Source organism: Bordetella bronchiseptica, assembly GCF_900636925.1.
GTDB lineage: Bacteria > Pseudomonadota > Gammaproteobacteria > Burkholderiales > Burkholderiaceae_B > Bordetella > Bordetella pertussis.
In genome coordinates, this window is record NZ_LR134326.1 from 4,772,667 (window position 1) to 4,799,598 (window position 26,932).

Sequence of the window (26,932 nt, forward strand, 5' to 3'; positions counted from 1 at the left end):
TGAACATGATCGCCGTGGCGCTGCCATCTTGAGCCGGCTTGCATGGGGTGATACGGTCGTCGGCTGCGATGGCGGCATGGAACGGGCATGGCGCCCGGGACGTGATTCCGACTGTCTCCGAGGGACGCGCTCGCTCTCTCCCTTATCTCACCTGGAAATGCATATGTGGCAGTGTCTGCTTATTGAGGATGATCAAGCCAACGCGCGCTATCTCGCCAATGGCCTGACGGAGCTGGGGCACATGGTTACCGTCAGCGGGGATGGGGCGAGCGGCCTGGAGAATGCCATGAAGGACCAATGGGACATCATCATCCTGGACCGCATGCTGCCCAATAACGTGGATGGCCTTTCGATACTTTCCACGCTGCGGGCGCTGGGCAAGAAAACGCCGGTCCTGGTGCTCAGCGCGCTGTCGGCTGTCGACGACCGGGTTGACGGTTTACGGGCCGGCGGTGACGACTATCTGGTCAAGCCGTTCTCCTTCTCCGAGCTGGTCGCCAGGCTGGATGCCCTGGTCAGGCGGACGCGCCCCGATCCGGACGTGAAGGAACTGCGGATTGCGGATCTGTCGGTCAATGTCGCCACGCAGAAAGTGCAACGCGCCGGAAGACCAATATCCCTGCAGCCGCAGGAGTTCCGGTTATTGGTCTATCTCATGCTGCACGCTCACCGGATCGTGACGCGAACGATGTTGCTCGAGACGATCTGGGGCTACAGCTTCGACCCGCAGTCGAATGTGATCGATGTCCAGGTCAGCCGGTTGCGCCGCAAGATAGACACTGCCTCGGCGACCCCGCTGATTCACACCGTACGCGGCGCCGGATACACCCTTTCCGATAAGCAGGGGCCCGGCAACATGGACCTCGACAAAGCATGACCTGCTTCCTGAGGCGCCTGTGGAACTCGATATCCTTTCGCCTGACGTTGAATTATGGATTGATGGCGATCCTGACGACCTTGATATTGATCGTATTCATATACGCTCAATTCATAGGCGCCTTGCGTACCGAATATACGCGGCAGATCACATCGACCGCGCAACGCCTGGAGGTGGCCTATGAAGAAGGCGGCCGCAATGCGCTTGCAGCGGCGATCGAGCTGACGCTTTCGGATCGGATCGACGCCGACCGGGAGATCTATCTGCTTCTCGATGAGCATGGCAGGAAGATCGCCGGGAATCTGGATGAGTCGCTGCCGCTCGACTCCACGCATACCGAAGTCTACGAAGCCGACATCATCCACGATGCCGTACCCACTCGCGGGCATCTGAAGGTCCTGACCCTGGGGGGTGGAGAGACATTGGTGGTCGGGCATGACTCCAGCGAGATCGGCGATATCACCTCGTTGATCGGGCGGGCGACGGCGACGGCAATTCTGCTGGCTGTACTGCTGGTGCTGCTGGGGACGTACATATTCAGAAGAGAGCTTGCGCGCCGCGTCAGCCATATCCGGCAGACGACGCAGCAAATTGGCGCCGGCCAGCTCTCCAAGCGCATCTCGGCATCCACAGGCGAAGACGAGTTCACCCTGCTCAACCGCGACGTCAACGCGATGCTGGACAGGATTGAGCTTTTGATGAAAAGCGCCAGGCACATCTCGGACACCATTGCGCACAACCTTCGAACGCCATTGACCCGCATTGTCGGTGCGCTGCGAACAGCGCGGCGCCCGGGCGTGTCCATGGCGGAAGTGCTGGATGCCAACCAGCACGCCATCGAAAGCATCGAACGTCTCAATGTCTTGCTGGAAAAGCTGCTGCAGATTGCCGAGCTGGAAGCCGGCATACAACGCCGCTCCTTCAGGCCTTGCGAGCTTGACGTCATCGTTGCGGACGTGCTGGAAATGTACGGGACATTGGCGGAAGAGAAAGGCGTCTCGCTACTTCGCGCGAAGCTGGATAACGTTACGCTGCATGGCGACGCGAACTTGCTCGCCAGCGCGCTTGCCAATCTGATCGACAACGCGGTGAAGTTCGCCGCCAGCCGGGTCGTGGTCGACGTGACCAGGCAGAACCGTACCGCACTTGTTACCATCACGGACGATGGCGCCGGGCTCCCACCCGCCGAGTATGAGCATCTGGGCAAGCATTTTTATCGCTCGGATCCATCCTCGGAAGGCCATGGCCTGGGCTTGACCAGCGTCAAGAGCATCGTCGGCCTGCATGTCGGCACGCTTGGTTTTTCCGATGCCCGACCAGGGCTGCGGGTAACCGTGTCGCTGCCGCTGGACCCAAAGTCAAAGCCCTAAGACTCGCACAGCATGCGAGCCAGGCTCAAGGCGTGATGGCCGGCTGAAGACAGCCGGCCATCACGCGCTCCCGCAGCGGATCAGGTCGACCCGGAAGCTGGAGCCATGCGCGCGGCGGGCCGCTGCCGCAGGCTGCTCCACATGCCCCACGCCAGCAAGAATACCGTCAGGAGCAGCACCCACATGCTGATCGGACGCTCGATAAAGGTCTGGAGGCTACCCCGTGAAAGCAGCATGGCGCGCCGGAAGTTCTCCTCCAGCATCGGGCCCAGTACATAGCCGAGCAGCAGCGGCGCGGGCTCGAAGCCGAGCACCCGCAGTATGTAGCCGGCGATGCCGAACACCAGAACCGCGTAGACGTCGAAGACGTTGTTGTTGACCGCATAGGTGCCGATGCAGATGAACATCACGATCGCCGGGTAGAGGACGTGATAGGGAATCGTCAACACACGGACCCACAGACCGATCATCGGCACGTTCAGGATCACCAGGACGATGTTGCCGATCCAGAAGCTCATCACCAGGCCCCAGAACATCTCGGGCTGCTCGGTCAGCATTTGCGGGCCGGGCTGGATGCCGTGGATCATGAGCGCGCCGATGATCAAGGCCATCGTCACGCTGCCGGGAATCCCGAGCGTCATCGTCGGGATGAAGGATGCCTGGTCTGACGCGTTGTTGGCCGACTCCGGGGCCATGATGCCCTCGATCGCGCCGCGGCCGAAGCGATCGGGCGTCTTGGAGGTGCGTTTCTCGAGCGCATAGGCCATGAAGGCCGCCACGGTGGGCCCCACGCCGGGCAGCACGCCGAAGAACGAGCCCAATCCCGATCCGCGGGCCATGGGGCCCCAGGAACGCTTCATCTCGTCACGGGTCGGCAGCATGGCCTTCATCGAGACGTCGATCTTGCGATCGGCCGCCTTGACATGGTTGATGCTGGCGATGATCTCGGTGACGCCGAACAGGCCCATGGCCAGCGCGACGATCTGCACGCCATCCTGGAGCTCGGGAAATCCGAAATCGAAGCGCGCCACGCCGGAATTGACATCGGTGCCGACCAGGCCCAGCATCACGCCGCCGACGACCATGGTGATGCCCTTGATCGCGGAGCCGGACGACACCACGGACGCCGCCACCAGGCCCAGCGCCATGATCGAGAAGTACTCGGCGGGACCGAACTTGAACGCGACCTCGGCGACGAGCGGGGAGAACAGCATCATCATGACGATGCCGACGCTGGCGCCAAAGAAGGAAGCAACGGTCGTCATCAGAAGCGCGACACCGCCGCGCCCCTGCTTGGCCATCGGAAACCCATCCAGGCACGTGACCGCATTGGCCGGCGTTCCCGGAAGATTCAACAGGATCGAGGCTGTCGATCCGCCGTAGGTGCTGCCATACCAGATGCCAGCCAGCATGATCAACGCGGCGGTAGGTTCCAGCACGTAGGTGATCGGAAACAGCAGCGACATGGTCGCCAGGGTCCCGACGCCCGGGATCACGCCGATCAACGTGCCGAGCGATACGCCGATGATGCACCAGAGAAGGTTGTTCCAGGCGAGCGCGGTCGACAGACCGAGCATGATGTTGTCAAACAGTTCCATCTTTTTCTTCTCTTACCAGGGCCAGGCGAAGGCCGGAAGGATGACTCCCAGGCCGACTTTGAAGATCAGGGTCGCGCCGACGGAGAGCCCCCCGGCCAGTAGCAGCGAATTCCTCAAGGACAGTTTGCAATCCGAGATGCCGGCGAGGACACTCTGCGCGATGATCGCGGGCACCAGGCCGAACGAAAGCACCAGCAGCGCGAAAGCAAGCACCGAAAGGCTGACCCAGAACAGCGGCCTGATTTCGAGGACGGGCATGGGTCCCGCACGCAGCAGCGCGGGGATCAGGATCATGACGCCGCACAGCATCAACAGGCCGCCTACGAGGGCGGGAAAGTAGCCTGGCCCCATTCGGGCAGCCGTGCCGACAGAGAATGCGGTCAACGAGTGGTACATCGCCGCAGCCCCCGCAAGCGTGACCAGTCCGCCACCGATCAAATCCCGGTAGTCGACTCTACGCATGCAATTGTCTCCTTGGATATTGTCGAATACAGCTCCGGTCTGATATGCGGAGCTTGGACGGCAGATGGTCCGTGAGGCAGCTCCCGTGCGTCAAGTTACCTTTTCCTGACATTTTGGTAATGTCCAGGCCCTGCATATGCGCGGCCACCAATCTCCGCGCATTCCGAGGGCTGGATATGCGGCGTGATCCTGCGGGCCATTGCCTTGACCACACCGGAATGCGCTGCGCGCCGGCGCCGACGCGAAGCCACGCCGATCGGCATCCCGCGTTGGACGCAGGGCCGCTGTGAATGAATGCCGACGCGTGGCAGCATGCGCCACGCGCATGCTGCCGCTAGGCCTGGCCGGGTTGCGTCCTCGCGGGATTCCAGCCCAGCAGGTTGTAGACGTGGTAGCGCACGATGCCCAGGTATTCGTGCAGCGCGAAATCCGCGACGGCGAAGTTGTACGAAAGCGGGACCACGGACCGCCGCGCGTGCAGGTAATCGGCGCGCACCGGCGTGGCCGCAACGCCGAAATGCGCGAAGTAAAGCGCGCTGCGTTTCAGGTGGATGCCCGAGGACACCAGCACGACACGGTCGGCGTCGTAGCGCCGCAATACGGCGCTGGTGAACTGGGCGTTCTGCCAGGTGTTCATGCTGCCGGGCTCGGGCAGCACATCGGCGGCATCCACGCCCAGCGCGACCAGCGGATCGCGGTAGACGTTGGCTTCGGCGTCGCCGTGGTACGCGGCGTCGCCGCCGCTCGCGATCAGCTTGCACTGTGCCGCTGCCTTCCTGCAATCGTGGTAGCGCCGCGCGGCCTCGACGATGCGCGCATAGGAAAAAATGCCGGGCTCGATCCTGCCCGCGGCTTGTTCCGTGCCGGCGCCCAACAGCACGATGGCGTTGCGCTGGCCCCATGCGATGGGCGGCTTTGCCTGGTAGTCCGATTGCAGGCCATCCAGCAGCCATGCGGCGATGGGACCGCAACCCAGCGCGAGGAACAGCACCAGCGACAGGCCGTAGAGCATTCTGCTGGCGCGGCGCCATTGGCGCCAGGCGAGACCGGCGGCAAGCAAGACCAATACGATGAGTAGCAGGACCGTCATCCGAACCCCTCCATTGAACGAGGCGACAGGCCGAAACCCTACGATATGCGGCGGCGCAACGCCAGCCCCCCCTGGCAGGATGGCGCAGGCCGATATGCCGTGCGGTATCGAAGGAGGCGGGCGAGGAGGTTTCCTGAGCCTGGCGGCGACATTCCGAGATCGCAGCGGCACGCCTGGTGCAGGCCGGTCCGCCATCCCTCACGCTGGATCAGGGCGACCGGCCCGGCCGCAAGCGCCATCGCCGATCGGCTACCTGCCCTCTTCCCACGCCACCTTGGGCCGGCGCTGCAGCCACCAGCCGTACTGCGCCGGCCAGGCGCTGTAGTCGCGGTCGGCGCCCAGCGCCTGGCGCGCGTGCAGGGGCCAATTGGGGTTTTGCAGGGCCTCGCGCCCGATGGCGATGAGGTCGGCCTGCTCCTGTCGGAGGATGGCCTCGGCCTGCGCGGGCTCGACGATCAGGCCCACGGCGATGGTGGCGATGCCGGCCTCCTGCCTGACGGCGTGGGCGAACGGCACCTGGAAGCCGGGGCCGCGCTTGACGGCCTGCGGACCCTTGCCGGCGGTGGCCGAGCCCTGGATGCCGCCGGATGAGCAGTCGACCAGGTCCACGCCCAGGGCCTTCAGCTCGCGGGCGAACACGATGCTGTCGGCCAGTTGCCAGCCGTGCTCGACGCCGTCGACGGCCGAGATGCGCACCGACAGCGGCACCTCGTCCGGCAGCGCCGCGCGCACGGCGGCGACGACTTCGAGCGGAAAGCGCATGCGATTCTCGAGCGAACCGCCGTACAGGTCTTCGCGCTGGTTGGAGATCGGCGACAGAAAGCTGTGCAGCAGATAGCCATGCGCGGCATGGACCTCGACGAAGCGGTAGCCGGCTTGCACGGCCCGCGCCGCGGCCGCGCGGAAGCTGTCGACCAGGCCGGCCAGTTCGCGCTGCGCCAGTTGCCGGGGCGCCGGCCAGCCGTCCTGGATGGGCAGCGCCGACGCGCCCACGGTCTGCCAGGCCTCATCGGACGAGTCCAGCGCCAGCGGCTGGCCGCCTTCCCAGGGCCGCTGCATGCTGGCCTTGCGGCCGGCATGGCCGATCTGGATGGCGGGCACGACGCCGTGTGCCTCGATGATGCGCGCCAGCTCGGCCAGTCCGGCGATCTGATCGTCGCTCCAGATGCCGAGGTCGCCCGGCGTGCCGCGCCCATCGCGCGTTACCGCCGCCACTTCCAGCATGACGCTGCCCGGGTAGCCGCGCGCCATGCCGGCGACGTGATAACGGTGCCAGTCCTGCACCACGCCGTCGACGGCGGAGTACTGGCTCATGGGCGAAATGAGCACCCGGTTGGGCAATACGACGCCGCGCAAGGACAACGGCGCAAACAGCTTGGTGTTCTCGGCTTCCTGGTTCATGCCTTGCAGCCCCTTTCAGGCGATGGATTTGTTCGACGTCATACCGCCGTCGATGGTGACGATGACTCCCGAAGTGTAGGCCGAACGCGGCGAAGCCAGGAAGACGAACAGGTCCGCCACCTCCTGTACGCTGGCGGCCCGCCCCAGCGGCAGCCTGGCCAGCAGCTCGGTGTAGCGTTCCGCGTCGCCGTACAGCTCGCGCGCGCGGCCGCGCATCAGCGTCTCGATGCGGGCGGTGGCCACGGGACCGGGGTTCACGCCCACGACGCGGATGCCGTCGCGCAGGCTCTTGCCGCCCAGCGCCCGGGTGAAGGCCATGAGGGCGGCGTTGCCGGCGGTGCCGGCGATGTAGTCGAAATCGTAGTTCTCGCCGCCGCTGCCGATGTTGTTCAGGATCACGCCATGCCCGCGCTCGCGCATGCGCCGGTAGAACGCCCGCGTGACGTCGACATAGCCCATCACCTTCAGTTCCCAGCCGGCGCGCCAGCGCTGCGCGTCCACGCTCCAGAGGTCGCCGCCCGGGATGCCGCCGGCGTTGTTGACCAGGATATCGACCGCGCCGTACGAGGCGGCCAGTTGCTCGGCGCTGTCGAGCCGGGTGAGGTCCATGGCCTGCACCTCGATGCCGACGTCGTGGCGCGCCAGCAGCTCGGCGCGTAATGCCTGCAGCTTCTCGTGCGAGCGCGCCACGAGCACCAGCGCGCACCCTTCGCCGGCGAAGGCGTGGGCCAGCCCCGCGCCGATGCCTTGCGAGGCGCCGGTGATGAGCACCGATTTGCCCGCCAACCGCATGTCCATGCCTGCTCTCCTTGTTGCGATGCGCGGCCGGCAATCAGAGCCGGCAGTCGAGCACGACCAGGTGGCTGCTCAGTTCCATGACCCGCTGCTTGAGCGGAACATGGATGGCGGCGCGCTGGTAGTGTTCGTGCGCGGCGGCGTCGACGAAGTCGCCGACGAAGGCGTGGGTATACGCAAGGCCGCGGTCGGCCTCGTTGGCGACGAAGCGCAGGTCGATCACGCCGGGCAGCTCGCGCCGTATCGCGGCGCACGCCTGCACCATGTAATCGTGATCCTGCGTGGTCAACGGCTGCTTGAAGCCGAGCATGACGATGTGGCGAAACATGCAGTCTCCGGTGCCGGTCAGGAAATGGTGAGGCCGCCGTCGACCGCCAGGATATGGCCGGTGGTCGACTTCGATTCGTCGCTGGCGAGGTACAGCGCCGCGTGGGCGATGTCCTCGGGCTGCACCAGGCCGAACAGCTGGCCGTCCAGCGATTTGGAGGTGACGCCATCCTCCTGGAGCAGCTTGAGCACCCGCTCGGTCGCCGTGGCGCCGGGCGCCACGGCGTTCACGCGTATCCGATGTTGCGCGTACTCGACCGCCATCGAGCGCGTCAACGCGCTGACCGCGCCCTTGGCCGCGGTGTAGGCATCCTTGCCATGGGTGCCGATGAGGGCAAAGATCGACGTGCTGTTGATCACCGCCCCGCCGTGGCCCGCGTCGATCATGGCCTGGATGCCGTAACGGCAGCCCAGCCAGGTGCCGAACAGGTCCAGCTTCATCTTGGCCCAGAATTCCTCGACGGGCGTATCGGTCACGCGGGAGTCCCGCACCGTGGAGCCGCCGGCGTTGTTGTAGAGCACGTCGAAGCGCCCATACTCGGCCACGGTGCGCGCAACCGCCTGCTCGACGCTGTCGGCCTCGGTGACGTCGGTCGGCACGAACAGGGCGCGCGGCCCGCCCTGCCCGGCGATCAGTTCGACGGTCTGCCGGCCGGCGTCCGCGTCGCGCTCGGCGATTACCACCCGGGCGCCCTCGCGGGCGAACAACAGCGCGCTGGCGCGGCCGATGCCGGCGCCGCCGCCCGTGATGAAAACGACTTTCCCTTCCAGACGATTCATGTCCAAGCCTCGCGATAACGATTCAGGCCGCCGGATACCGGCGGGCGTTCAGATTCCCAGGTACGCCTTGCGCACGGCCTCGCTGCTGGCCAGCTCGGCGGCTGGGCCTTCCAGCTGGATCTCGCCGCGCTCCAGGATGAAGGCATGGGTGGCGATCTCCAGGGCCATCTCGGCGTTCTGCTCCACCAGCATCACGTCCACCCCCTCGGCGGCGATGTCCTGGATGATCTGCGCGATGGTGTCGACGATGGCCGGCGCCAGCCCGATGGTGGGTTCGTCGAGCAGGAGCAGGCGGGGCTTGGCCATCAAGGCCCGCCCCACCGCCACCATCTGCTGCTGGCCGCCGCTCAGGCTGCCGGCCAGCGAGCCCAGGCGGCTCTTGAGCGCCGGAAAGCGCGCCAGCACGCCCTCGATGCCGTGCCGGATGGCGCGTTTGTCCTTCTCTCGATAGGCGCCCAGCTCGAGGTTCTCGCCGACCGTCATGCCCTTGAACAGGCGGCGGCCTTCCGGCACCAGCACCAGGCCGCGTTCGACCAGGGCGTCGGGCGCCAGGCCGGTGATGTCTTCGCCGTAGAGCCGCACGCGGCCGGCGGCGGGCGCGACCAGGCCGGTCAGCGCCTTCATGATGGTCGACTTGCCCGCGCCGTTGGAGCCGACGATCGTGGCGATGCTGCCTTTGCGCACCGCGAAGCTGGCGGCGTTGACTGCCGGCACGATGCCGTACTTGACCGACAGGCCGTCCACGTCGAGCGCATGGTCGTTATTTTTCATGCCGTTTCCCCAGGTAGGCCGAAATCACGTCCGGATTGGTCTGGATTTCCTGCGGCGTCCCCGTGGCGAGGAATACGCCGTAGTCGAGCACGACGATGCGGTCGCAGATATCCATGACGGCCTTCATGTTGTGCTCGACCAGCAGGATGGAGATGCCGTGCTCCTCGCGCATGCGCCGGAAAATCGCCAGCACTGCCATCGCCTCGGTCTGGTTCAGGCCGGTCAAGGGTTCATCCAGGCACAGCAGGCTGGGACGCGCCGCGAAGGCGATGGCGATGCTGACCAGGCGCTGCAGGCCATGCGGCAGGTTGCCGGCGACTTCGTCCAGCACCTCGGTCAGCCCCATGAGCGCCGCCGTCTCGCGTACCCGCGCGTCGCGCTCGTGCCGCTGGCGCAGCATCGCAAAGGTGCCCACGACGATGTTGTCGTACACCGTCATCTCGCGCAGCAGGCTGTCGTGCTGGAAGGTACGCACCAGGCCCTGGCGCGCGATCCGCGCCGGCCCCAGGCCGGTGATGTCCCGCCCCTTGAACGCGAGCCGCCCGCTGGTCGGCTTGTAGTACCCGCTGACCACATTGAACGTGGTGCTCTTGCCGGCGCCGTTGGGCCCGATCAGACCCAGGATCTCGCCCTCGCGGACCTCGAAGCTGAGGTCCTTGACGGCCACCAGCCCGCCGAAGCGGCGCGTCATGCCCTCGACTTTCAGTAGAACTTGAGCATCCATGGCGCCACCTACGCTTGCGATTTGGCCGCCGCGCCCAGCTTGGGCGGCCGCCTGTTGAAGTACCGGCCCAGGCCGATCAGGCCGCCCGGCATCAGGAGCACCGAGATGACAATCGCCGCGCCATAGAAGATATGCTCGTAGGGCCCGAAGCTGAGCGCGAACTGCCCCAGCAGGGTCAGCACGATCGCGCCGACCACCGCGCCCAGGATGTGCGACTCGCCGCCCACCTTCAGGTACGCCAGCGCGTAGACGGCCAGCAGGAAGCCGAAGTCGCCCGGGCTGATCACGTTGTTGGCATAGGCCAGCAAGGCGCCGGCGATCCCGGCCACGAAAGACGACACGCCCAGGCACAGCACCTTGGTCAGGTGCACGTTGATCCCCACGGTCTCGACGATGGCATCGTTGTTGCGGATGGCCACCAGCACTTTGCCGAAATCGGATTTCTCCAGGCGCCACAACACCCACAGCAAGGCCAGCACGACGGCGATGACAAAGGCGGGGTAGTACGCCTCCAGGTAGGCCGGCGCGAATATGCCGATCATGCCGGAACTGCCGCCCACGGCCTCGGTCTTGGTGTAGATCATGCGGATCACTTCGGTGAAGGCGAAGCTGATCAGCATGAAGTACGCCCCCTTGGCGCGCAGGGTGATGTATCCGAACACCAGGCTCACCAGGCCGGCGAACACGGCGCTGGCCGCCAGGGTGAGCAGGAACGGCCATTCGAGCTGGACCGCGGCCACCCCGGCCATATAGGCGCCCAGGCCCACGAAACCGGCGACCGCGAAGTTGAGTTCGCCGATGAGCGTGACGAACCGGAAGCTGGCGGTGATCAGCACATTGATCGCCAGCCACAGCACCAGGCTGGCGGCGAGGCCGCCGCCCTGTAGCAGACCGCCGGCCAGCGCCACCAGGACGATGGCGGCGGCTGCCGGCGTGAAGAACGGTTTAGCCATTTCCCAGGATCCCCTTCGGACGAACGAGCAGTACAAACATGGTCAGGGCGAACATCGTGATGGTGGCCCAGGTGGGGTCGAAGTAATACCCGCCCAGGCTCTCTATGACCGCGATCAGGACGCTGCCCAGGATGGCGCCGGGAATGCTGCCCAGGCCGCCGATCACGATGGCGATGAAGCCGCGGATGAGGTAGTCGTTGCCGATGATCGGGCTCGATACCGTGACCGGCGAAAGCAGGACCGCGGCGATCGCCGCGAGCACGGTCGCGATGAGGAAGCCGGCCAGGGCGATGCGGCGGTAGGGAATGCCCTGGAGCATGGCGGCCTCATGGTCCTCGGCCACCGCGCGCAAGGCCTTGCCCAGGCGGCTGGAAACGATCGTCCAGCACATGAACACGGCCACCAGCAGCGCGCAGCCGGTGATGATGAGGCGCTGGACGGTAACGAACGCGCCCAGGATGTTCACCGTGCCCTCCACCAGCGTGGGCAGCTTGGTCGGCACGCCGCCGAAAGTCTCCAGGAAGACCCCTTGCAGCAGCAGCGAGAGGCCGACCGACACCACGAAAGAGCCGGTCATGTCGCGCTGGAAGCGCTTGAGGGCGAACTTGTAGATAAGCCCGCCCAGCAGCAGCGTGGCCGCGATGCCCAGCACGCCGCTCAGCGCATAGGACACGATGAGCGGCAGCTGCGCGCCGACCAGCAGCGGCACCAGCACGCCCATGACCAGCAGAGGCAGGGTGAAGAACTCGCCGTGCGCGAAGTTCACGATCCGCATGACGCCGAAGATCAGCGTCAGGCCCAACGAGAACAGTATGTACGCCGCGGCGATCTGCAGACTGTTCATGGTCAATTGCATGTAGACGTCCAACTTCTCCCCCCTCCTCCAGTGCCGGCCCCGCCGGTTCAGTTCGACTTCGCCAGGCGTTGCTGCAGCTCTTGCGGCACGACCCGCTCGACTTCGACCAGCTTGCCGTCCTGGATCTGGGTGATCATGATCGGGATCAGCATCTGCTGGGGCGAGCCATAGGTTTGCGCGCCGCCGAACGCGGTCTTGCCGTACGAGGTCTCGAAGACAATCGTGGGCAGGGCCTTGACGATGTCCGCGGGCTCGATGCTGTTGGCGGCCTCCATGCCGGCCTTGAGCGCGTACACCGAGTCGTACGGCGCCAGCTGCAGCGGATTGAGCGACTCGCCGATGGCCTTCTTCATGCCTTCGTTGAGCTCGCGCTGCTTGGCGGTAGCCTGCGCGCCTTCGTAGTCGCCGGAAAAGCCCATGTACACGCCATCGGCCGCCTTGCCGCCGATCTCGACCAGCTGCGCCGCGCCGGTGCCCACCGGCTGTACCTTGACGCCGTTCCAGCCCAGCACGCTGAGCTCACGGAACACCACGCCCGCGTCGGCCGGCGGCGTCACGCCCAGGTCGATCGCATCCGGCTTGACCGCCGCCAGCTTCTGGGCGATGGGCTGGAATTGCGTGGTGCCGCGCTCGTACCAATTGACGGAAACGACCTTGACGCCGAGTTTTTCCCAGGCCTTCTGCGCCACGGGTTCGGTTTCCTTGCCGGTGGCATCGTTCGGGTTGAGCATGGCCACGGTCTTGATGGCGGGATGCTTGGCCTTCACGTAGTCATAGAGCGGCGCGAGGATCTCGAACGGCGTGTTGGATTGCGTCAGCGTGTAGGGCTTCTGCGGGCCCTTGACCGTCTTGCCCCAGGCCGAGGTGAACAGGATGACGCCGTTGCGCTCGGTCAGCGATTGCAGGGCCAGGATGGGCGCGGTGCCGATGCTGCCGACGACATAGCGCGACTTGTCGCGATTGACGATGTTCTGCGCCACCTTGGTGCCCTCGGCGGCGTTGTACTTGTTGTCGTAGGCGCGCACTTCGAATTTATAGGTAGTGCCGCCGATCTTGACGCCGCCGGCGTCGTTGATCTCCTTGGCCGCCTGCTTGGCGGTCCACTCCTGGCCCAGCCCCCAGGTGGCCGCCGCGCCGGACATCGGCGCCGACACGCCAAGAATGAGGGTCTTGGATTCCTGCGCGTGGGCACTGCCCGCCGCCATGACGAGCGCGGACAGGGAAGCGGCCGCGAGCGCGTGTTTGAGTTGCTTCATGGTATCTCCTTGTTGTAGGTGTTGTTGCCGGTTTGCACCGGCTCTTGCCGGTTGGCCGGCATGCCGCGGGGCGGGCAATGGCGCGTGCCCTATGCCGCACTCGCCGCGCGCCCGCCGCGCATCCAGCGGGCCATGGCTTGCGGATCGTCCGCATCCACGTACTGCGAAACGCTTTTGAGCAGGCCCAGGTCGAGGCTGGCCAGCTGCGCCAGCTTCAGGGCCAGGTGCAGGTCCTTGCCGACGATCTGGTGTATGGCCGCATAGGCCTGCTCGGAGCGCGCCCATGCGCCGTATTGCGCGCGCGCGGTGGGCGCATCGGCCGTAAGGAAGTTCAGGCCAGTGCTGACCGACAGGATGGGCGTCAGGCTTTCGAACGCCACGCCGTGGCTTTCGGCCAGTTCGATGGCTTCGGCCGTCAGGAACATATTGGCCACGCACAGCATGTTGTTGATGACCTTGGCGATTTCGGCCGAACCCAGCGCGCCGCAATGAAAGAGGCGCTCGCCCATGGCCTGCATCAGCGGCCGCACCGCCTCGACATCGGCGGTCTCGCCGCCCATCATGATGGTGAGCGTGCCGGCCTCGGCGCCGACGATGCCCCCGCTGACCGGCGCATCGACCAGGCGCGCGCCCACGGCCGCCAGCGGCGCCTCGAGCGCGCGCAGCGTATCGGGCAAGGTGGTGCTCATCATGCAGACGATCGGCCGGTGTCCCGCGGGCACGGCCTGGGCCAGGCCCTGCCCGCCGAGCATGGTTTCCATGATCTGGGCATCGTTGGCCAGCAGCACCACGACCGCGTCGGCGGCCGCGCAGTCCGATATCGACGCCGTCACCCGCACGCCCTCCTGCGCGAACGCCGCCAGCACATCCGGGTTGCGGTCGCACACGATGAGTTCGAAGCCGGCGCGCCGCGCGCAACGCGCCATGGGCGCGCCCATGTTGCCAACGCCGATGAAGGCCACGGTCTTGATAGGTGTCATGATTGGTTTGCGCCCTAGATCGCGATGTCCTGGTCGAACGCCGGCGCGCGCTTTTCCATCAGGGCGCTGACGCCCTCCTTCGCCTCCGGACTGCCAAAGCCCATGAACTCGAGCGCCAGCGACGTATCGAAGATCGGGCCCGCCTGGCGCAGCCAGTTGTTCAGGGCGTACTTGGTCCAGCGCAACGCGGCCGGCGCGCCGGCCGCCAGCCGTTGCGCGATCTCCAGCGCCTTGTCCTCCAGGGCGTCGTCCTCGACGCACAGGGACACCAGGCCCAGGGCCTCGGCCTGTTCGCCATTGAGCGGCTCGCACAGCATCAGGTGGTACTTGGCCTTGGCCATGCCGCACAGCAGCGGCCAGATGATGGCGGCATGGTCGCCCGCGGCCACGCCCAGCTTGGTGTGGCCGTCGACGATGCGGGCCGACTTCGCCGCCACCGAGATATCGGCCAGCAAGGCCGCGACCAGGCCCGCGCCGACCGCCGGGCCGCGGATGGCCGAGACGATGGGCTTGGAACAGTTCACGATGTTGTAGACCAGGTCGCGCGCCTCGCGCCACACACGGGCCCGGACCTTGAAGTCCTCGTTCATTTCCTCGAGCATGCTGAAATCGCCGCCCGCGGAAAAGGCGCGCCCGGCGCCGCGCAGCACCACGGCGCTGACATCGGGATCCGCATCGATGTCGCGCCATACGTCGGCCAGCTCCGCATGGCCGCGCGAATCCAGCGCGTTCATGCGTTCGGGCCGGTTCAGCGTCAGGCGCAGCACGCGCGGCGCGGGACGGTCGAATTCGATCACCTGATAGTTCTGATAGCGCTCGGTTCCAGTCACTTCCAACTCCAGAAGAGGCCCCGCCGGGCAAGCCCGCGGGCACGACGACGCAGGGTCGCGGCAGCGGCGCCGGCATGTCGGAAAGGCTGCGACAAACGGGCCGATTTCGAGCCGTCATTGTGCGTTCCGCATGGGCGATATCAAAGGTAACCATTGCACCCTTACTGTGCATTGATGCACAATTGGCGCATGGACAAGTACCCCGAATGGAATGACCTCAAGGTCTTTCTCACCGTCGCCCGCCTGGGCACCATCTCATTGGCGGGCGAGCGTCTGGGCATCGAGCACTCCACGGTTTCGCGCCGCATCGACCGGCTCGAGGCCAAGCTGAAAGTGGTGCTGTTCGACCGGCGGCGCAGCGGGTATTCCCTGACCGACGCGGGCAATGCGCTGATCCCGCACGCCGAGAAGATGGAAAGCGCCCTGCTGGCCGCCGTCGAGGAAAGCCTCGGGCTGGCGGACTTCATCGAAGGCACGGTGCGCGTCGGAACCCCCGAGGCGTTCGGCATCAACGTGCTGGCGCCCAGCCTGGCGCGGCTGCGCCAGACGCACCCCGGGCTGAATGTCGAACTGATGGCGCAGCCCCAGTTTCCCAGCCTGGTCACGCGCGAAGTCGAGATACTCGTGACGCTGGAGCCGCCGGCCATGGGGCGCTACAAGGTGGCCAAGCTGGCGCAGATCCATTACTTCCTCTATTGCTCGGCCGGATACAAGAAGTCCCACCCGCCCATCCGCCAGCTGAGCGACGTGGCGCAGCACGAGTTCGTGGACTACATCCATGACGGGTCCGTCAGCGAACGCTATCGCGTGCTCGAAGAGCTGGTGCCGCAGCCCCGGCGCAGCTTCACCACCACCAGCGTGCTGGCGCAGCGGGCGGCGGCGGTCGCCGGCATGGGGCTGGTGCTGCTCACGCCGTACGTGGCGAATGCCGGCCAGGCCGACCTGGTCGAGGTGTTTCCCGGCCGGCCGCTCATTACCCGCAGCCTGTGGATCGCCGCGCCCGAGGATCTGCTGCGGATCAAGCGCTACCAGTCGGTGTGGAACTTCATCCGCCAGCTGATGGCGCAGCACCCCGATCTGTTCCATCCCCCGAGCTGAGCGCGCCGGGCCCAGCCGGCGGCGCGCCCCCGGCTGTGCACAGATGCACAATAAGCGTGCGCCAGATCCGTTGTTCCAGCGCGGTGGCTTCAATAGTATTGAGCCCTCGAACCGACGACATTCAACCCTGGAACTTCGGCTGGAAAATGACCAAGATTTTCGAAGACGCGGCCGCGGCATTGAGCGGCGTAATCAAGGATGGCCAGACCATCGCCGTGGGCGGCTTTGGCCTGTGCGGCATTCCTTCCACGCTTATCGAGGGCCTGCGCGACAGCGGCGTGGCCAACCTGACCTGCATCAGCAATAACGCGGGCGTGGACGATTTCGGCCTGGGGCTGCTGCTGCAGACGCGCCAGATCAAGCGCATGATCGCCTCGTACGTGGGCGAGAACAAGGAATTCGAGCGCCAGTACCTCAACGGCGAGCTGGAGCTGGAATTCAATCCGCAGGGCACGCTGGTCGAGCGCCTGCGCGCCGGCGGCGCGGGCATCGCGGCCTTCTTCACCCGCACCGGGGTCGGCACCGTGGTCGAGGAGAACAAGGAAACGCGCGACTTCGGCGGCGACACCTACGTCATGGAGCAGGCCCTCAAGGCGGATGTCTCGCTGGTCAAGGCGCAGCGGGCCGACACGTCGGGCAACCTCGTCTTCTCGCGCACCGCGCGCAACTTCAACCCCGAGGTCGCGATGGCGGGCGGCGTCACCATCGCCGAAGTCGAGGAGCTGGTGGAGGCGGGCGAGATGGACCCCGACGCGGTGCACCTGCCAGGCATTTTCGTGGACCGCATCATCGTGGTGCCGAACCCGGAAAAGCGCATCGAACGCAAGAGTTTCCGTACGCGCGGTCAATAAGGAGCACCCGGACATGGCTTGGACACACGAACAAATGGCCGCGCGCGCCGCGCGCGAGCTGCATGACGGCGACTACGTCAACCTGGGCATCGGCCTGCCGACCAAGGTGGTGCAGTACGTACCGCAAGGCATGCAGGTCTGGCTGCAATCGGAGAACGGGTTGATCGGCATCGGCCCGCCGCCCTATGAGGACGAAATCGACGCCGACCTGATCGACGCCGCCAAGCAGACCATCACGACGGTGCCGGGCGCGTCGATCTGCTCGTCATCCATGTCGTTCGCCATGATACGGGGCGGGCACATGGACCTGACCATACTCGGCGCCATGCAGGTCAGCGCGTGCGGCGACCTGGCCAACTGGATGATTCCCGGCAAGATGGTCAAGGGCATGGGCGGCGCCATGGACCTGGTGGGCGGCGTGCGGCGCGTGATCGTGCTCATGGAACACAACACCCGCGACGGCGGCCTGAAGATCCTCGAGCAATGCTCGCTGCCGCTTACCGGCAAGCGCGTGGTGCACCAGATCATTACCGACCTGGCCGTCATGGATGTCACCGCCGACGGGCTGGTGGTCACCGAACTGGCGCCGGGCGTATCGGCCGAGATGGTGCAGGAGAAAACCGAGCCGCGGCTGGCCTTCGCCTGCCACTGAGCCGGCGGGATGAGGCCTGACAGAGATCCGGTCAGGATCATTGAGCGACTTCCTCCCGCGCCGTATGTTTCGGCGCGGTGCCTGGACAATCGTTCGGATGCGAGCTTGCCCCCTCCGTCAAACCGCCGTGCTGGAAACTTGCGCCTCGAACGCCTTGATTCTCGCGTTCGGGTGCAACAAGCGTTCCGCGTCGAATTTGCGCAGCGCTTGCCCGCGCTCGACCTTGCCGGGCCAGTCAGGATTGGCCAGCGCCCCCTTTCCAAGGGAAATCACGTCGGCGTGCCCGCTTGCCATCAATTCGGCCGCCCTTGCCGGATCATCCAACCCCCCGTTGGCGATGACAGGAAGCTGCCCATGCTTCTTCGCCAACGCGGCCAGCGAAGCATCGCCCCCATCAAATGCGGGCTTCCAGGCTTCGTGTTCCGACACATGGATAAAGTCGAGTCCCGCCCTGCCCAGCCGGCCAAAAATCACCTCGGCGTCTTGTTCCTTTTCCGCCCATTTGTGTTTGAAGTCATTCACCTTGGCTTGAGAGATGCGGACGCCGACCGTGAAACCATCGCCCACCGCAGCCCGGACGGCCGTGGCCACTTCCACCAGCAAGCGAACGCGGTTTTCCGTGGAGCCACCATACTCGTCGGTACGCCGATTCGTATAGCCGGTAAGGAATTCGTCAAGCAAGTAACCGTTGGCGCCATGAATTTCGACTCCATCGAAGCCGGCCGATTTGACGCGCTTGGCGGCCATGGCGAACCCGTCGATCACCTTGGCGATGTCCGCTTTCGTGGCCTCCCGCGGAAGGGGATAGGGCCCGGCGCCTTCGTAGGTTTCACTTTTCCGCCCTCTGGGCTGCACGGCGGACGGGGCGATTGAATCCTTGCCATATGGGTTGCCGTGAACAAGAGCCCCGGCGTGCATGATTTGCGCGACGATTTTCGCGCCCGCCTGATGCACGGCATCCACGACGTGGCGCCATGACTGCTCCTGCTCGTCATTGATGATGCCGGGCTGAAGAACATATCCGGGGCTGTGCCTGTCGTCCGTATACAGCCCCTCGGTAATGATCAACCCGAAGCCGCCTTGAGCAAAGGAGGCGTAGTACGCCACCATCCGGTCGGTGGCCAATCCGGCCGACGTTGCACTGATGCGGGTCATCGGCGCCACGCTCACGCGGTTGCTCAATTCGAGCTGACCGAGTGTCACGGTATCAAATAAAGAGGCAACTGCAGCCGTCATTCAACATCCCTTCCCATATAAGCATTCAAACCATTCTTGACAGCGCCGCCCGCGCCGCAATCGTGCATCGCGGCTATTTCAGGAGCGGCAACTGCGCCAGCATGTTCTTCAGGTTCAAAGCGTCCCACGGAAGGTGCTCCGTGATTCCCAACCCAACCACATCGGTGGCTTTCGAAACGTCGTCAATCAATCTGATCACCTGCTGGATGCCCATCTTCCCTGCCGGGAATGCAGCGTACGGATCGCTTGCCGGTTCGGGCTCGCCGAAATACACCGAGCCGAATTTTTTCGGATCCAGCACATCCAGATCGAAGTGAATGGCCAGATGCTTGATGTCGTTGCGCCTGATCCACTCCAGCACCGGTTCGCTGGAGCTTGCCAACGCTTCCGGCGAAGCGACACCCAACTGGTGACGCGCGATGAAATCAGACTCCTGCCCGGTCAGTCCATCTTGACGCAAGCCCGCGAACATGACCCTCTTGGGATCGATGTACCGCTTTATCCGCGCAGCCAGCTGCGCAGCGCCTTCCCCCAACAGGCTGGCAAGCACCATAGTGTGGGCGTTCCGGTATTCGTCGGGATTCTTGATGTCCGGATGCGCGTCTATCCAAAGGATCGCCAATTCACCCCCGTACTTTTCATTGAGATATGCGAAAGGAGCCTGACTCACCTGGCAGTCGCCGCCAAAGACAACCACTTTGTCGGGCTGATGCGCATCAAGGACTTCCTGAGTGGCCTGGATTTGCGCCAGGATGGCATCGCGGTGGGCGATGCCATCGTGAATCACCGTGTCTCGCCCGGAGTAGGGTTCGACGGGAATTTCAACCAGAGGACTGGCGCTTTCAGGGGCCAGGAAAGCCAGCAGCTCGGCGCCCAGCGCAGCCGGCGCGTTGTCGCCGCCTTGCCACAAGGGAATCTTCAAACGAAGTGTTTTCTTGGGATCGGTACTCATCTGGTGTCCTTTTCGAGCAACTGCGAGACGAGGCCGGACCGTTCATTTGATATCTGAAATAGATAAAATGATACTGATTCGAGCAACGAGCCAGACGCTCGCCGTGCATCGCCTCCGCACGCTTTCTTTTCACAATCAACAGGCAAGACACTATGATATGCGCCCATTGTCGATTCATTAAGCCTCGTTGCCGTGAAGCCTCCTTAACTAAAAAGGATATAAATTGCTGACCTCAGACCTGCGGATTTTTCTGGCGGTAGCTTCGGGCGGCAGTCTGTCGGCGGCCGCACGCCAGTTGGGTATCGCACCCATGCAGGTTTCTCGTCGACTGGTTGCCTTGGAAGCGGAATTGGCGGCTCGCCTGTTCCACCGCACGACCAGATCAGTCTCCTTGACCAACGAAGGCGAAGCGTTTCTGCCGTACGCCAATACGATGATCGAGACGGAAGACGGTGCGCGAAGCGCCTTGCGTCCCTCGTCTGTCAAGGCGTCGGGTGTACTGCGCATGACCGCCCCGAGCATCTTCGGACAATCCATCGTGCTTCCCTTGCTGCCCGGCCTGCTGAAGCAGCATCCTGAATTGCGCGTGGACCTGGACTTATCCGATCGGGTCGTCGATATCGTCGGCCAAGGCCTGGACCTCGCCCTGCGCCTGGCGCCCTTGGCAGATTCGGAGCTTGTCGCGAGAAAACTCACGCCGAATCCTCGCATCATCTGCGCGGCGCCTGATTATCTGCAACGGTACGGAAGACCCGCGACGTTGTCCGATCTGCATGCCCATCAATGCGTCCTGTTGCGGGCCATCCCCCGCTGGCCCTTCATGGTCGAAGGAACGCTGCGGTACAGCCGCATGAACGGACGAATCAGTACCAGCAGCATCGAAGCAGTGAGAACGGCGGCCATTCAAGGCTTGGGGCTTGCCATGCTGACTTACTGGGATGTCTGCAAACAGTTGGCCGATGGCTCGTTGGTCGCGATCGAACTGGCGGACGCCAGCATGGAGGAGCTGTCGGTCTGGGCCGTCGCACCGACCCGGCGCTACGTGCCTGCCAGGGTACGCGTGATGCTGGAAGCGCTCGAGGCGGCGTTGGCCGGGCAGGCCGGCAGTGCCCGCTAAGTCGCCCCGGCGTCACACATCCACGCCCAGGCGCCTGTCTATGCTTTGCGCCAGCCGCGCCAGGTAGGGGCCGAACTCCTGCTCGGCCCGGCCATCCTTGACCGCATCGATAGGCAGCGTCAGGTTGATGGCGAACGGCAGGTCGCCGGCGCGATAGCGCAGCGGCGCCGCCAGGCCGGCCAGCTCCGGCCGCCAGCTGCCATAGCTGGTGCAGAACCCCGTGCGCGCAATCTGCGCGAAAGCCTCTTCCAGCGCGGCCCGCGCGGCATCGCCCTGTTGCGGCTCCTGCTCCAGAAGCAGCGGCATCAGCAGCTCGCGTTCGGCGGCATCGAAGGTATAGAGCAGCGCGCGGCCCATGGCCGTATGCAGCAAGGGGCGCGACGAGCCGATGTCCGGCTTGGCGCCGTTATTGCCGCGATCGTGGATGGTGTCCACGTAGACCACTTGCAGCCTGTCGCGCGTACCGATGGAAACCGGCCCCCCCGCTTTCTCGGACAGCGCCGCCAGATCGTGCTCGGCCACGCGCCGCACGGTCAGCTGCAGCAGCAGCGGATAGATCAATGACAGCACGCCGGGCGCCAGCGAGTAGCGCTTGCTGGCGTCGTCGCGGCGCAGATAGCCCAATGTGACCAGGGTGAAAGTCAGGCGCGCCACGGTGGGACGCGACAGCCCCAGCGCCTCGGAGATTTCCTTGTTGCCCAAGGTGGGCTGCGCGGCCGAGAAGCAGCGCAGGATGTCCAGCCCGTTGGCGAGCGTCGAGGCAAAGCGCGGTTCGTGCTCGAGCTCGGCGCGCGGCACCAGGTCGAACGGCAGGTTAGCCATGATTGACATCCTCTCCAAGCTCAGAATATAAAACGACACTCAAATAATTATTCATCAATTCCATTATATTGAATTCAATCAACATGAGCAACTTCACCAGTGGCCGCCGCCTGCTGCGCTTCGCGGTTGTCGCGGATTCGCACCTGAACCCCGTGAACGCGGGCAACACCTCGCCGTGGCAGACCAACCATCTGGCCAACCCCCGCAATGAGGTGGTGGTGGCGGCGATCAACCGGATCGCGCCGGCCTTCACCGTCCACGTGGGCGACGTGGTGCACCCGCTGCCGCATTCGACCGACTATGACAGCGCTGCGGATTTCGCCACCACGCTGTACCGGGGACTGCAGGCGCCGTTCTATATCGCCCCCGGCAACCACGATATCGGCGACAAGCACCTGCCCGGCAACCCGGCCGCCTGCATTTCGGCCGACAGCTGCGGCAAGTACGAGCAACACTTCGGCGCGCAGTGGCAGGCCTTCACCGAAGGCAATGTCTGTTTCATCATTATCAACGCCTGCCTGCTCGGCTCAGGATTGCCGCAGGAAGACGCGCAATGGCAGTTCCTGCAAAGCCGGCTCGCCGAGGAAAAGGCAGCCGGCCGGCGGCTGTTCCTGTTCACGCACTACCCGCCGTTCGTCACGGCGCCGGACGAGGAAAACCATTACGACAATATCGACCACGGGCCGCGCCGCCGCCTGCTGGAGCTTACCGCCAGCGCCGGCGTGGAGGCCTTGTTCGCCGGGCACGTGCACACGTTCTTCCTGAACCGCCATGCGGGCATGTGGTCCTATGCGCTGCCGTCGTCCACCAATTTCCGCCAGGACTACGCCGAGCTCTTCCGCGTCGAGCCGGGCGAAGAGCTGGGCCGCAACGACCTGGGCAAGTTCGGTTTCTTCGTGGTCGATATCCACGAACACGGCCATATCGCGCGCTTCGTGCGCACCTATGGCTCGACCGACCCGGCCCAGGGCGAGGAGATCGCCCTGCAGGTGGAAGGCGACGTGCGCGAGCACGCGGCCGGCACGGTTGCCGCCGACTTCCGCCACGATTGGGCCCGCGTCGAAGCCCTGCCCTACAACCCGCCGCTGGACGCCTTCGTGCGCAAGCGCGTGCGCAACGACTATTACATCCTGAACCTGTGGGATGCCGGCATGCGCGGCGTGCGCCTGCCGATCCACGACATCGCGGACGAACAGGCATTCGAGCGGGTCAGGCTGCTGGGCGAGCTGGGCCACCGCTGTCTGGTATTCGGCACCGCCGTGCCCGACGCGCACCTGCTGGAGCGGCTGGCCTCGCTCGGCCCGGCGCTCGAGGGCTATGAATGGATAGGCCCGGACAGCGCGATCGCCGCGCACGCCGCCGGCCAGTTCGCGCGACGCGGCATCCGCCTGTTCGTCGCGCCGGTCATGCAGCCGCCGTCGAGCCACTCGCAAGGCCAGTACGACCACAACATGACCAGCGGCATCGCGCTTGGCGAGCTGGACCACCTGGCGCGCTTTCGCCCCCAGCGGGCCGACGCGTCCGCGCCGGGCGTGGTGGTGCGCATCGCCGGCGACGAGCCGGTGCTGGAATCCGTGCGGCAGGCCGTGGAGCAGGCGGCCAGCCATGGCGTCGCCATTGCGCTGCACATCAACCTGGCCAACCGCAAGTCCGCCCTGGTCAACGACGATGACCAGGCCCAGGCGGCGCGAGTGGCCGAGGCGGCCATCGCCAAGGCGGCCTATCCCGATGTGCCCATGACGCTGGACACCTTCATGGATATCGACCGTGGCTACTTCGCCCGCCATGGGCTGGTGGACCGGCGCAACAACCCGCGTCCGGCCGCCACCGTGCTGCGCCGGCTGTCCGAACGCCTGCGCGGCCACGCGGTGCGCATCGGCGCCATTACGCGCGAGCCCGCCCAATCCACCGTGCGCATCGCGCTCGGCGACCAGACCCTGGATGTACGGATCGGCCGGGACATTTCGTTCTGACGCAATCCGGCCCGTGCTGCGCCAGCGCAGCCGCCCCTTGAGGAAAAACCATGATGAAACGCCTGGCCCATACCCTTGCCGCCCTCGCCGCCACGCTGGCGGTGGCGTCCCCTGCCGCCGCCGCGCAGTGGCCCGAAAACCCCTTGCAGATGATTGTGCAGTTCCCCCCCGGCAGCACCACCGACGCCGTCGCGCGCGACATCGCGATGCGACTGGAGAAGCAAATCGGACAATCGGTGGTGGTCGTCAACAAGCCTGGCGCCGGCGGCATCGTCGGCGTGTCGAATATCGCGCGCGCCAAGCCGGACGGCTACACCCTGGGCACGGTCAACTACCCGACCCTGACCATCATTCCGCACCAGCAGGCCGTGCCCTACGACCCCCTGAAGGACTTCAGCCACCTCGCCGTGGTGGGCCCGTACGACTATGGCATCTTCGTGCGCGCCGACGCGCCGTGGAAGACCTTCAAGGAACTGGTCGACTACGGCAAGGCCAACCCCGGCAAGCTGTCGTTCGGCACGCTGGGGGCCGGCACCACCAACGAACTGGTGATGAACCGCCTGGGCCGCGACCTGGGCATGCAGTGGCAGTTCATCCCCTACAAGGGCGACAACGAGAGCGTCACCGCCCTGATCGGCGGCCAGATCGACGTGGTCAATGCCTCGGCGAATGCGACCCTGCCGCAGGTGCGGGCCGGCAAGCTGCGCATGCTGGTGTCGTCCGGCCCCGGCCGGTGGAGCGCGCTGCCCGATGTCCCCGCGCTGCGCGAAACCGGGCTGGTCGACTATGCGCAGGAGTCCTATTTCTCGCTGGCCGCGCCTGCCGGCATTCCGGCCGTGGCCCAGGAAAAACTGGCCCAGGCGCTCAAGACGGTGCTGACCGACCCGGAAGTGATCGAATCGTTCCAGCAGAAATACGGCCAGGCCGTGCGGTACGAGGACGGCGCCAGCTACGCCAAGACGGTCGCCCGCGACTACCAGCGCTGGTCCGCCGGCTCGCCGGCCAACGTCGCAAAACACTAAGCAACCAGGCTGATCGTGCCCGGGATTCCCCGTCCCGAGGCACGGTGTGCCTGTCCCCGCATGGGGACTGGCGCACGCAGACTCCAGGGGGCCCGTCCCCGCCGGGACAGGCCCCTCCTGCGGGGCCAGTTCGTTCCGCCCCCCCCCGATCACTTTTTTCTTGACCACTGCGCGCTTGCCTGCCTAGAATCCCCGACACAATGGTACGTACCATTAAATAGTCCGCACCAAATAACAACCCTGTCGGAGACAACCATGTTCAAGCAAGCCCTGGCCGCCGTGGCCGTCACCGCCGCGCTCTGTACGGGCGGGGCTGCGCACGCCGCGTATCCCGGCTCCGCCGTCACCATCGTCGTGCCGTTTGCCGCCGGCCAGACCGGCGACATCATTGCCCGCCTCGTCGGCAAGGAGCTGGCCAGCCGGCTCGGCCAGGCCTTCATCGTCGAGAACAAGCCGGGCGGCGGCGGACGCATCGGCACCGCGTTCGTGGCCAAGGCCAAGGCGGACGGCCATACGCTGCTGCTGACCAGCACGGGGCCTTACGCGATTGCCCCGGCGCTCTATCCCAAGACCACGCACTACGACCCGGTGCGCGACTTCACCGCGGTAGCCGAGCTGGCATCCACGCCGCAGATCATCGCCGTGTCCAACGACCTGGGCGTGACCTCGCTGGCCGGCCTGGTGCAGGCGGCCAAGGCCGGGGAGCTGTTCTACGGTTCGGCCGGCCTGGGCTCGACCCAGCACCTGACCATGGAATTGCTCAAGCAGAAGCTGGACTTCCCGATGACGCATGCGCCGTTCAAGGGCAGCGCGGAATCCAAGCTGAAGGTGATGAGCGGCATGCTGGCGGCCACCTCCGATTCGCTGCCGGCGATCTACGGCAACATCCAGGCGGGCCAGCTGAAGGCGCTGGCCGTGGTGGACGACCAGCGCTCGGCCTACCTGCCCGACGTGCCCACCCTGGCCGAGGCGGGGTTCCAGAACCTGTCGACGGTGGCTTTCTTCGGCCTGGTGGCGCCCCAGGGCACGCCCCAGGAAGTCGTGGACACGCTCAACAAGGAATTGCTGCAGGCCGTGCGCACGCCCGAGTTCGTGGAAAAAATGCGGGCGCAGGCGCTGACCCCGCCGCAGGCCCGCACGCCGGAACAGTTCAACGCCTACCTGCATGACCAGGTAGCGCGCTGGAAAGGAATCGTGGAGGACGCCCACGTCGCGGTAGAAGGGTATTGAGCGCCGCCGCCGGCCTGGCCGGCGCGGCGCCCGGCTGAACCATTTTCAAGAAGCAAGGGTGCAAAATGCGTGAGATTCACGTCAACGAAATTACCGATACCGTCGCTCGCCTGTGCATCGACGCCTGCCACCTGCTGCCGGACGACCTGGTCCGCAGCTTCCACCAGGCCGCCGAGCGGGAGGTGTCGCCGCTGGGCAAGTCGGTGCTGCTCAAGCTGATCGACAACGACCGGATCGCGCGCGAAAACCAGGTTTCGTATTGCCACGACACGGGCCTGACGATCGTCTATGCCGACGTGGGCCAGGATGTGCACATCGTGGGCGGCGATTACGGACAGGCCGTGCAGGCCGGCGTGCGCAAGGGCTACGCCGAGGGATTCATGCGCAAGTCGGTGGTCAGCGACCCCTTGCTGCGCGTCAACAGCAATGACAATACGCCGGCGGTGGTGCACACCGAGATCGTGCCCGGCGCCGAGATCCGCTTCACGGTGGTGCCCAAGGGCGGCGGCAGCGAAAACTGGAGCACGATGAAGTTCCTGCTGCCCGGCGAGGGCGTGGCGGGCGTGAAGCAGTTCGTGCTGGCGGCCATCGAGGCGGCCGGCGGCGCCGCCTGCCCGCCCTTGACCGTGGGCGTGGGCATAGGCGGCAGCTTCGACAAGGTCACGGCGATCGCCAAGCAGGCCATCCTGCGCGACATCGGCCAGCACCATCCCGAGCCGCACATCGCCCAGCTCGAAACCGAGCTGCTGGAAGCCATCAACAAGACGGGCATCGGCCCGCAGGGATACGGCGGCATGACGACGGCCCTGTGGGTGGCGGTCGAAACCTACGCCTGCCACATCACGGCGCTGCCGGTGGCGGTCAACATCCAGTGCCACGCCGGCCGTCGCCAGACGGCGGTGATCTGAG

At 65.5% G+C, this 26,932-nt stretch carries 27 protein-coding genes; 10 read left to right on the forward strand and 17 right to left on the reverse strand.

What is annotated here, in order from left to right; translation table 11 throughout:
- Window positions 1-163: 163 nt before the first annotated feature.
- A complete protein-coding gene (locus EL288_RS22275; RefSeq protein WP_015038792.1) occupies window positions 164-877 on the forward strand; it encodes a response regulator transcription factor in 714 nt (237 codons plus the stop codon).
- The gene (locus tag EL288_RS22280) at window positions 874-2,247 is read left to right on the forward strand and encodes a sensor histidine kinase (protein ID WP_033458452.1); all 1,374 of its coding nucleotides are present in this window, start codon (window positions 874-876) and stop codon (window positions 2,245-2,247) included. The genes EL288_RS22275 and EL288_RS22280 overlap by 4 nt, the downstream gene beginning before the upstream one ends.
- An 80-nt stretch (window positions 2,248-2,327) precedes the next feature.
- Here the strand turns inward: EL288_RS22280 and EL288_RS22285 are convergent, their stop codons facing one another.
- From EL288_RS22285 to EL288_RS22350, 14 genes are all read right to left on the reverse strand, one after another.
- Window positions 2,328-3,845, reverse strand: a complete 1,518-nt coding sequence (locus EL288_RS22285; protein WP_033458454.1) for a tripartite tricarboxylate transporter permease — start codon at window positions 3,843-3,845, stop codon at window positions 2,328-2,330.
- 12 nt (window positions 3,846-3,857) lie between these two features.
- The gene (locus tag EL288_RS22290; RefSeq protein ID WP_003807599.1) at window positions 3,858-4,307 is read right to left on the reverse strand and encodes a tripartite tricarboxylate transporter TctB family protein; all 450 of its coding nucleotides are present in this window, start codon (window positions 4,305-4,307) and stop codon (window positions 3,858-3,860) included.
- 334 nt (window positions 4,308-4,641) lie between these two features.
- Window positions 4,642-5,397: a YdcF family protein gene (locus EL288_RS22295; protein WP_033458456.1), complete on the reverse strand. Its 756-nt coding sequence runs from the start codon at window positions 5,395-5,397 to the stop codon at window positions 4,642-4,644.
- Between the two features lie 249 nt (window positions 5,398-5,646).
- Window positions 5,647-6,798: an NADH:flavin oxidoreductase/NADH oxidase gene (locus tag EL288_RS22300; protein WP_033458459.1), complete on the reverse strand. Its 1,152-nt coding sequence runs from the start codon at window positions 6,796-6,798 to the stop codon at window positions 5,647-5,649.
- 15 nt (window positions 6,799-6,813) lie between these two features.
- Window positions 6,814-7,596 (reverse strand): SDR family oxidoreductase, encoded by a 783-nt coding sequence (locus EL288_RS22305; protein ID WP_010925782.1) that lies wholly within the window; start codon window positions 7,594-7,596, stop codon window positions 6,814-6,816.
- A 34-nt stretch (window positions 7,597-7,630) separates the two neighbouring features.
- Window positions 7,631-7,921, reverse strand: a complete 291-nt coding sequence (locus tag EL288_RS22310; protein WP_003807590.1) for a Dabb family protein — start codon at window positions 7,919-7,921, stop codon at window positions 7,631-7,633.
- 17 nt (window positions 7,922-7,938) lie between these two features.
- Complete coding sequence (locus EL288_RS22315; RefSeq protein WP_003807589.1) at window positions 7,939-8,700, reverse strand: SDR family NAD(P)-dependent oxidoreductase; 762 nt, start codon at window positions 8,698-8,700, stop codon at window positions 7,939-7,941.
- A gap of 48 nt (window positions 8,701-8,748) precedes the next feature.
- Window positions 8,749-9,471 (reverse strand): ABC transporter ATP-binding protein, encoded by a 723-nt coding sequence (locus EL288_RS22320; protein WP_003807587.1) that lies wholly within the window; start codon window positions 9,469-9,471, stop codon window positions 8,749-8,751.
- On the reverse strand, window positions 9,461-10,195 hold the full coding sequence (locus EL288_RS22325) for an ABC transporter ATP-binding protein (RefSeq protein ID WP_003807586.1): 735 nt from the start codon (window positions 10,193-10,195) through the stop codon (window positions 9,461-9,463). The genes EL288_RS22320 and EL288_RS22325 overlap by 11 nt, the downstream gene beginning before the upstream one ends.
- Before the next feature lie 8 nt (window positions 10,196-10,203).
- Complete coding sequence (locus EL288_RS22330; protein WP_003807584.1) at window positions 10,204-11,148, reverse strand: branched-chain amino acid ABC transporter permease; 945 nt, start codon at window positions 11,146-11,148, stop codon at window positions 10,204-10,206.
- On the reverse strand, window positions 11,141-12,004 hold the full coding sequence (locus EL288_RS22335) for a branched-chain amino acid ABC transporter permease (protein WP_015038786.1): 864 nt from the start codon (window positions 12,002-12,004) through the stop codon (window positions 11,141-11,143). The genes EL288_RS22330 and EL288_RS22335 overlap by 8 nt, the downstream gene beginning before the upstream one ends.
- A 47-nt stretch (window positions 12,005-12,051) precedes the next feature.
- Window positions 12,052-13,260: an ABC transporter substrate-binding protein gene (locus EL288_RS22340; protein ID WP_010927430.1), complete on the reverse strand. Its 1,209-nt coding sequence runs from the start codon at window positions 13,258-13,260 to the stop codon at window positions 12,052-12,054.
- A gap of 89 nt (window positions 13,261-13,349) precedes the next feature.
- On the reverse strand, window positions 13,350-14,240 hold the full coding sequence (locus EL288_RS22345) for an NAD(P)-dependent oxidoreductase (protein WP_003807578.1): 891 nt from the start codon (window positions 14,238-14,240) through the stop codon (window positions 13,350-13,352).
- Between the two features lie 14 nt (window positions 14,241-14,254).
- On the reverse strand, window positions 14,255-15,070 hold the full coding sequence (locus EL288_RS22350; RefSeq protein WP_003807577.1) for an enoyl-CoA hydratase/isomerase family protein: 816 nt from the start codon (window positions 15,068-15,070) through the stop codon (window positions 14,255-14,257).
- A gap of 153 nt (window positions 15,071-15,223) precedes the next feature.
- Between EL288_RS22350 and EL288_RS22355 the strand changes: the two genes are divergently transcribed.
- From EL288_RS22355 to EL288_RS22365, 3 genes are all read left to right on the forward strand, one after another.
- A complete protein-coding gene (locus tag EL288_RS22355) occupies window positions 15,224-16,168 on the forward strand; it encodes a LysR family transcriptional regulator (RefSeq protein WP_003807575.1) in 945 nt (314 codons plus the stop codon).
- Between the two features lie 146 nt (window positions 16,169-16,314).
- On the forward strand, window positions 16,315-17,019 hold the full coding sequence (locus tag EL288_RS22360) for a CoA transferase subunit A (RefSeq protein WP_003807573.1): 705 nt from the start codon (window positions 16,315-16,317) through the stop codon (window positions 17,017-17,019).
- A 13-nt stretch (window positions 17,020-17,032) separates the two neighbouring features.
- The gene (locus tag EL288_RS22365) at window positions 17,033-17,671 is read left to right on the forward strand and encodes a CoA transferase subunit B (protein WP_003807569.1); all 639 of its coding nucleotides are present in this window, start codon (window positions 17,033-17,035) and stop codon (window positions 17,669-17,671) included.
- Window positions 17,672-17,788: 117 nt separating this feature from the next.
- Here the strand turns inward: EL288_RS22365 and EL288_RS22370 are convergent, their stop codons facing one another.
- Window positions 17,789-18,907, reverse strand: coding sequence for an oxidoreductase (locus EL288_RS22370; RefSeq protein ID WP_003807568.1), 1,119 nt, complete (start codon window positions 18,905-18,907; stop codon window positions 17,789-17,791).
- 73 nt (window positions 18,908-18,980) lie between these two features.
- Window positions 18,981-19,859 (reverse strand): arginase family protein, encoded by an 879-nt coding sequence (locus EL288_RS22375; RefSeq protein WP_003807566.1) that lies wholly within the window; start codon window positions 19,857-19,859, stop codon window positions 18,981-18,983.
- 223 nt (window positions 19,860-20,082) lie between these two features.
- On the opposite strand from EL288_RS22375, the gene EL288_RS22380 reads away from it, so the two are divergent.
- Window positions 20,083-20,976 carry a LysR family transcriptional regulator gene (locus EL288_RS22380; RefSeq protein ID WP_003807565.1) on the forward strand — a complete coding sequence of 298 codons (894 nt, stop codon included), beginning with the start codon at window positions 20,083-20,085 and terminating at the stop codon, window positions 20,974-20,976.
- 12 nt (window positions 20,977-20,988) lie between these two features.
- Here EL288_RS22380 and EL288_RS22385 read toward each other — a convergent pair whose 3' ends face one another.
- Window positions 20,989-21,798, reverse strand: coding sequence for an IclR family transcriptional regulator (locus EL288_RS22385; protein WP_003807563.1), 810 nt, complete (start codon window positions 21,796-21,798; stop codon window positions 20,989-20,991).
- 83 nt (window positions 21,799-21,881) lie between these two features.
- On the opposite strand from EL288_RS22385, the gene EL288_RS22390 reads away from it, so the two are divergent.
- The 4 genes from EL288_RS22390 to EL288_RS22405 all read left to right on the forward strand — a co-directional run bounded on the left by EL288_RS22390 (window position 21,882) and on the right by EL288_RS22405 (window position 26,931).
- Window positions 21,882-23,771: a metallophosphoesterase gene (locus EL288_RS22390; RefSeq protein ID WP_033458462.1), complete on the forward strand. Its 1,890-nt coding sequence runs from the start codon at window positions 21,882-21,884 to the stop codon at window positions 23,769-23,771.
- 50 nt (window positions 23,772-23,821) lie between these two features.
- Window positions 23,822-24,793: a tripartite tricarboxylate transporter substrate binding protein gene (locus EL288_RS22395; RefSeq protein WP_003807559.1), complete on the forward strand. Its 972-nt coding sequence runs from the start codon at window positions 23,822-23,824 to the stop codon at window positions 24,791-24,793.
- Between the two features lie 255 nt (window positions 24,794-25,048).
- Window positions 25,049-26,023: a Bug family tripartite tricarboxylate transporter substrate binding protein gene (locus EL288_RS22400; RefSeq protein ID WP_003807556.1), complete on the forward strand. Its 975-nt coding sequence runs from the start codon at window positions 25,049-25,051 to the stop codon at window positions 26,021-26,023.
- A 65-nt stretch (window positions 26,024-26,088) separates the two neighbouring features.
- Entirely contained in the window at window positions 26,089-26,931 is an 843-nt protein-coding gene (locus tag EL288_RS22405; RefSeq protein WP_003807554.1) for a fumarate hydratase, read from the forward strand.
- The last annotated feature ends 1 nt before the right edge of the window (window position 26,932 follow it).

Excerpts from the sequence above, each read along its gene's own strand:
- EL288_RS22275 (WP_015038792.1), top strand. The coding sequence starts at position 164 with ATGTGGCAGTGTCTGCTTATTGAGGATGATCAAGCCAACGCGCGCTAT.
- EL288_RS22280 (WP_033458452.1), top strand. The coding sequence starts at position 874 with ATGACCTGCTTCCTGAGGCGCCTGTGGAACTCGATATCCTTTCGCCTG.
- EL288_RS22285 (WP_033458454.1), bottom strand. The coding sequence starts at position 3,845 with ATGGAACTGTTTGACAACATCATGCTCGGTCTGTCGACCGCGCTCGCC.
- EL288_RS22290 (WP_003807599.1), bottom strand. The coding sequence starts at position 4,307 with ATGCGTAGAGTCGACTACCGGGATTTGATCGGTGGCGGACTGGTCACG.
- EL288_RS22295 (WP_033458456.1), bottom strand. The coding sequence starts at position 5,397 with ATGACGGTCCTGCTACTCATCGTATTGGTCTTGCTTGCCGCCGGTCTC.
- EL288_RS22300 (WP_033458459.1), bottom strand. The coding sequence starts at position 6,798 with ATGAACCAGGAAGCCGAGAACACCAAGCTGTTTGCGCCGTTGTCCTTG.
- EL288_RS22305 (WP_010925782.1), bottom strand. The coding sequence starts at position 7,596 with ATGGACATGCGGTTGGCGGGCAAATCGGTGCTCATCACCGGCGCCTCG.
- EL288_RS22310 (WP_003807590.1), bottom strand. The coding sequence starts at position 7,921 with ATGTTTCGCCACATCGTCATGCTCGGCTTCAAGCAGCCGTTGACCACG.
- EL288_RS22315 (WP_003807589.1), bottom strand. The coding sequence starts at position 8,700 with ATGAATCGTCTGGAAGGGAAAGTCGTTTTCATCACGGGCGGCGGCGCC.
- EL288_RS22320 (WP_003807587.1), bottom strand. The coding sequence starts at position 9,471 with ATGAAAAATAACGACCATGCGCTCGACGTGGACGGCCTGTCGGTCAAG.
- EL288_RS22325 (WP_003807586.1), bottom strand. The coding sequence starts at position 10,195 with ATGGATGCTCAAGTTCTACTGAAAGTCGAGGGCATGACGCGCCGCTTC.
- EL288_RS22330 (WP_003807584.1), bottom strand. The coding sequence starts at position 11,148 with ATGGCTAAACCGTTCTTCACGCCGGCAGCCGCCGCCATCGTCCTGGTG.
- EL288_RS22335 (WP_015038786.1), bottom strand. The coding sequence starts at position 12,004 with ATGCAATTGACCATGAACAGTCTGCAGATCGCCGCGGCGTACATACTG.
- EL288_RS22340 (WP_010927430.1), bottom strand. The coding sequence starts at position 13,260 with ATGAAGCAACTCAAACACGCGCTCGCGGCCGCTTCCCTGTCCGCGCTC.
- EL288_RS22345 (WP_003807578.1), bottom strand. The coding sequence starts at position 14,240 with ATGACACCTATCAAGACCGTGGCCTTCATCGGCGTTGGCAACATGGGC.
- EL288_RS22360 (WP_003807573.1), top strand. The coding sequence starts at position 16,315 with ATGACCAAGATTTTCGAAGACGCGGCCGCGGCATTGAGCGGCGTAATC.
- EL288_RS22365 (WP_003807569.1), top strand. The coding sequence starts at position 17,033 with ATGGCTTGGACACACGAACAAATGGCCGCGCGCGCCGCGCGCGAGCTG.
- EL288_RS22370 (WP_003807568.1), bottom strand. The coding sequence starts at position 18,907 with ATGACGGCTGCAGTTGCCTCTTTATTTGATACCGTGACACTCGGTCAG.
- EL288_RS22375 (WP_003807566.1), bottom strand. The coding sequence starts at position 19,859 with ATGAGTACCGATCCCAAGAAAACACTTCGTTTGAAGATTCCCTTGTGG.
- EL288_RS22385 (WP_003807563.1), bottom strand. The coding sequence starts at position 21,798 with ATGGCTAACCTGCCGTTCGACCTGGTGCCGCGCGCCGAGCTCGAGCAC.
- EL288_RS22390 (WP_033458462.1), top strand. The coding sequence starts at position 21,882 with ATGAGCAACTTCACCAGTGGCCGCCGCCTGCTGCGCTTCGCGGTTGTC.
- EL288_RS22395 (WP_003807559.1), top strand. The coding sequence starts at position 23,822 with ATGATGAAACGCCTGGCCCATACCCTTGCCGCCCTCGCCGCCACGCTG.
- EL288_RS22400 (WP_003807556.1), top strand. The coding sequence starts at position 25,049 with ATGTTCAAGCAAGCCCTGGCCGCCGTGGCCGTCACCGCCGCGCTCTGT.
- EL288_RS22405 (WP_003807554.1), top strand. The coding sequence starts at position 26,089 with ATGCGTGAGATTCACGTCAACGAAATTACCGATACCGTCGCTCGCCTG.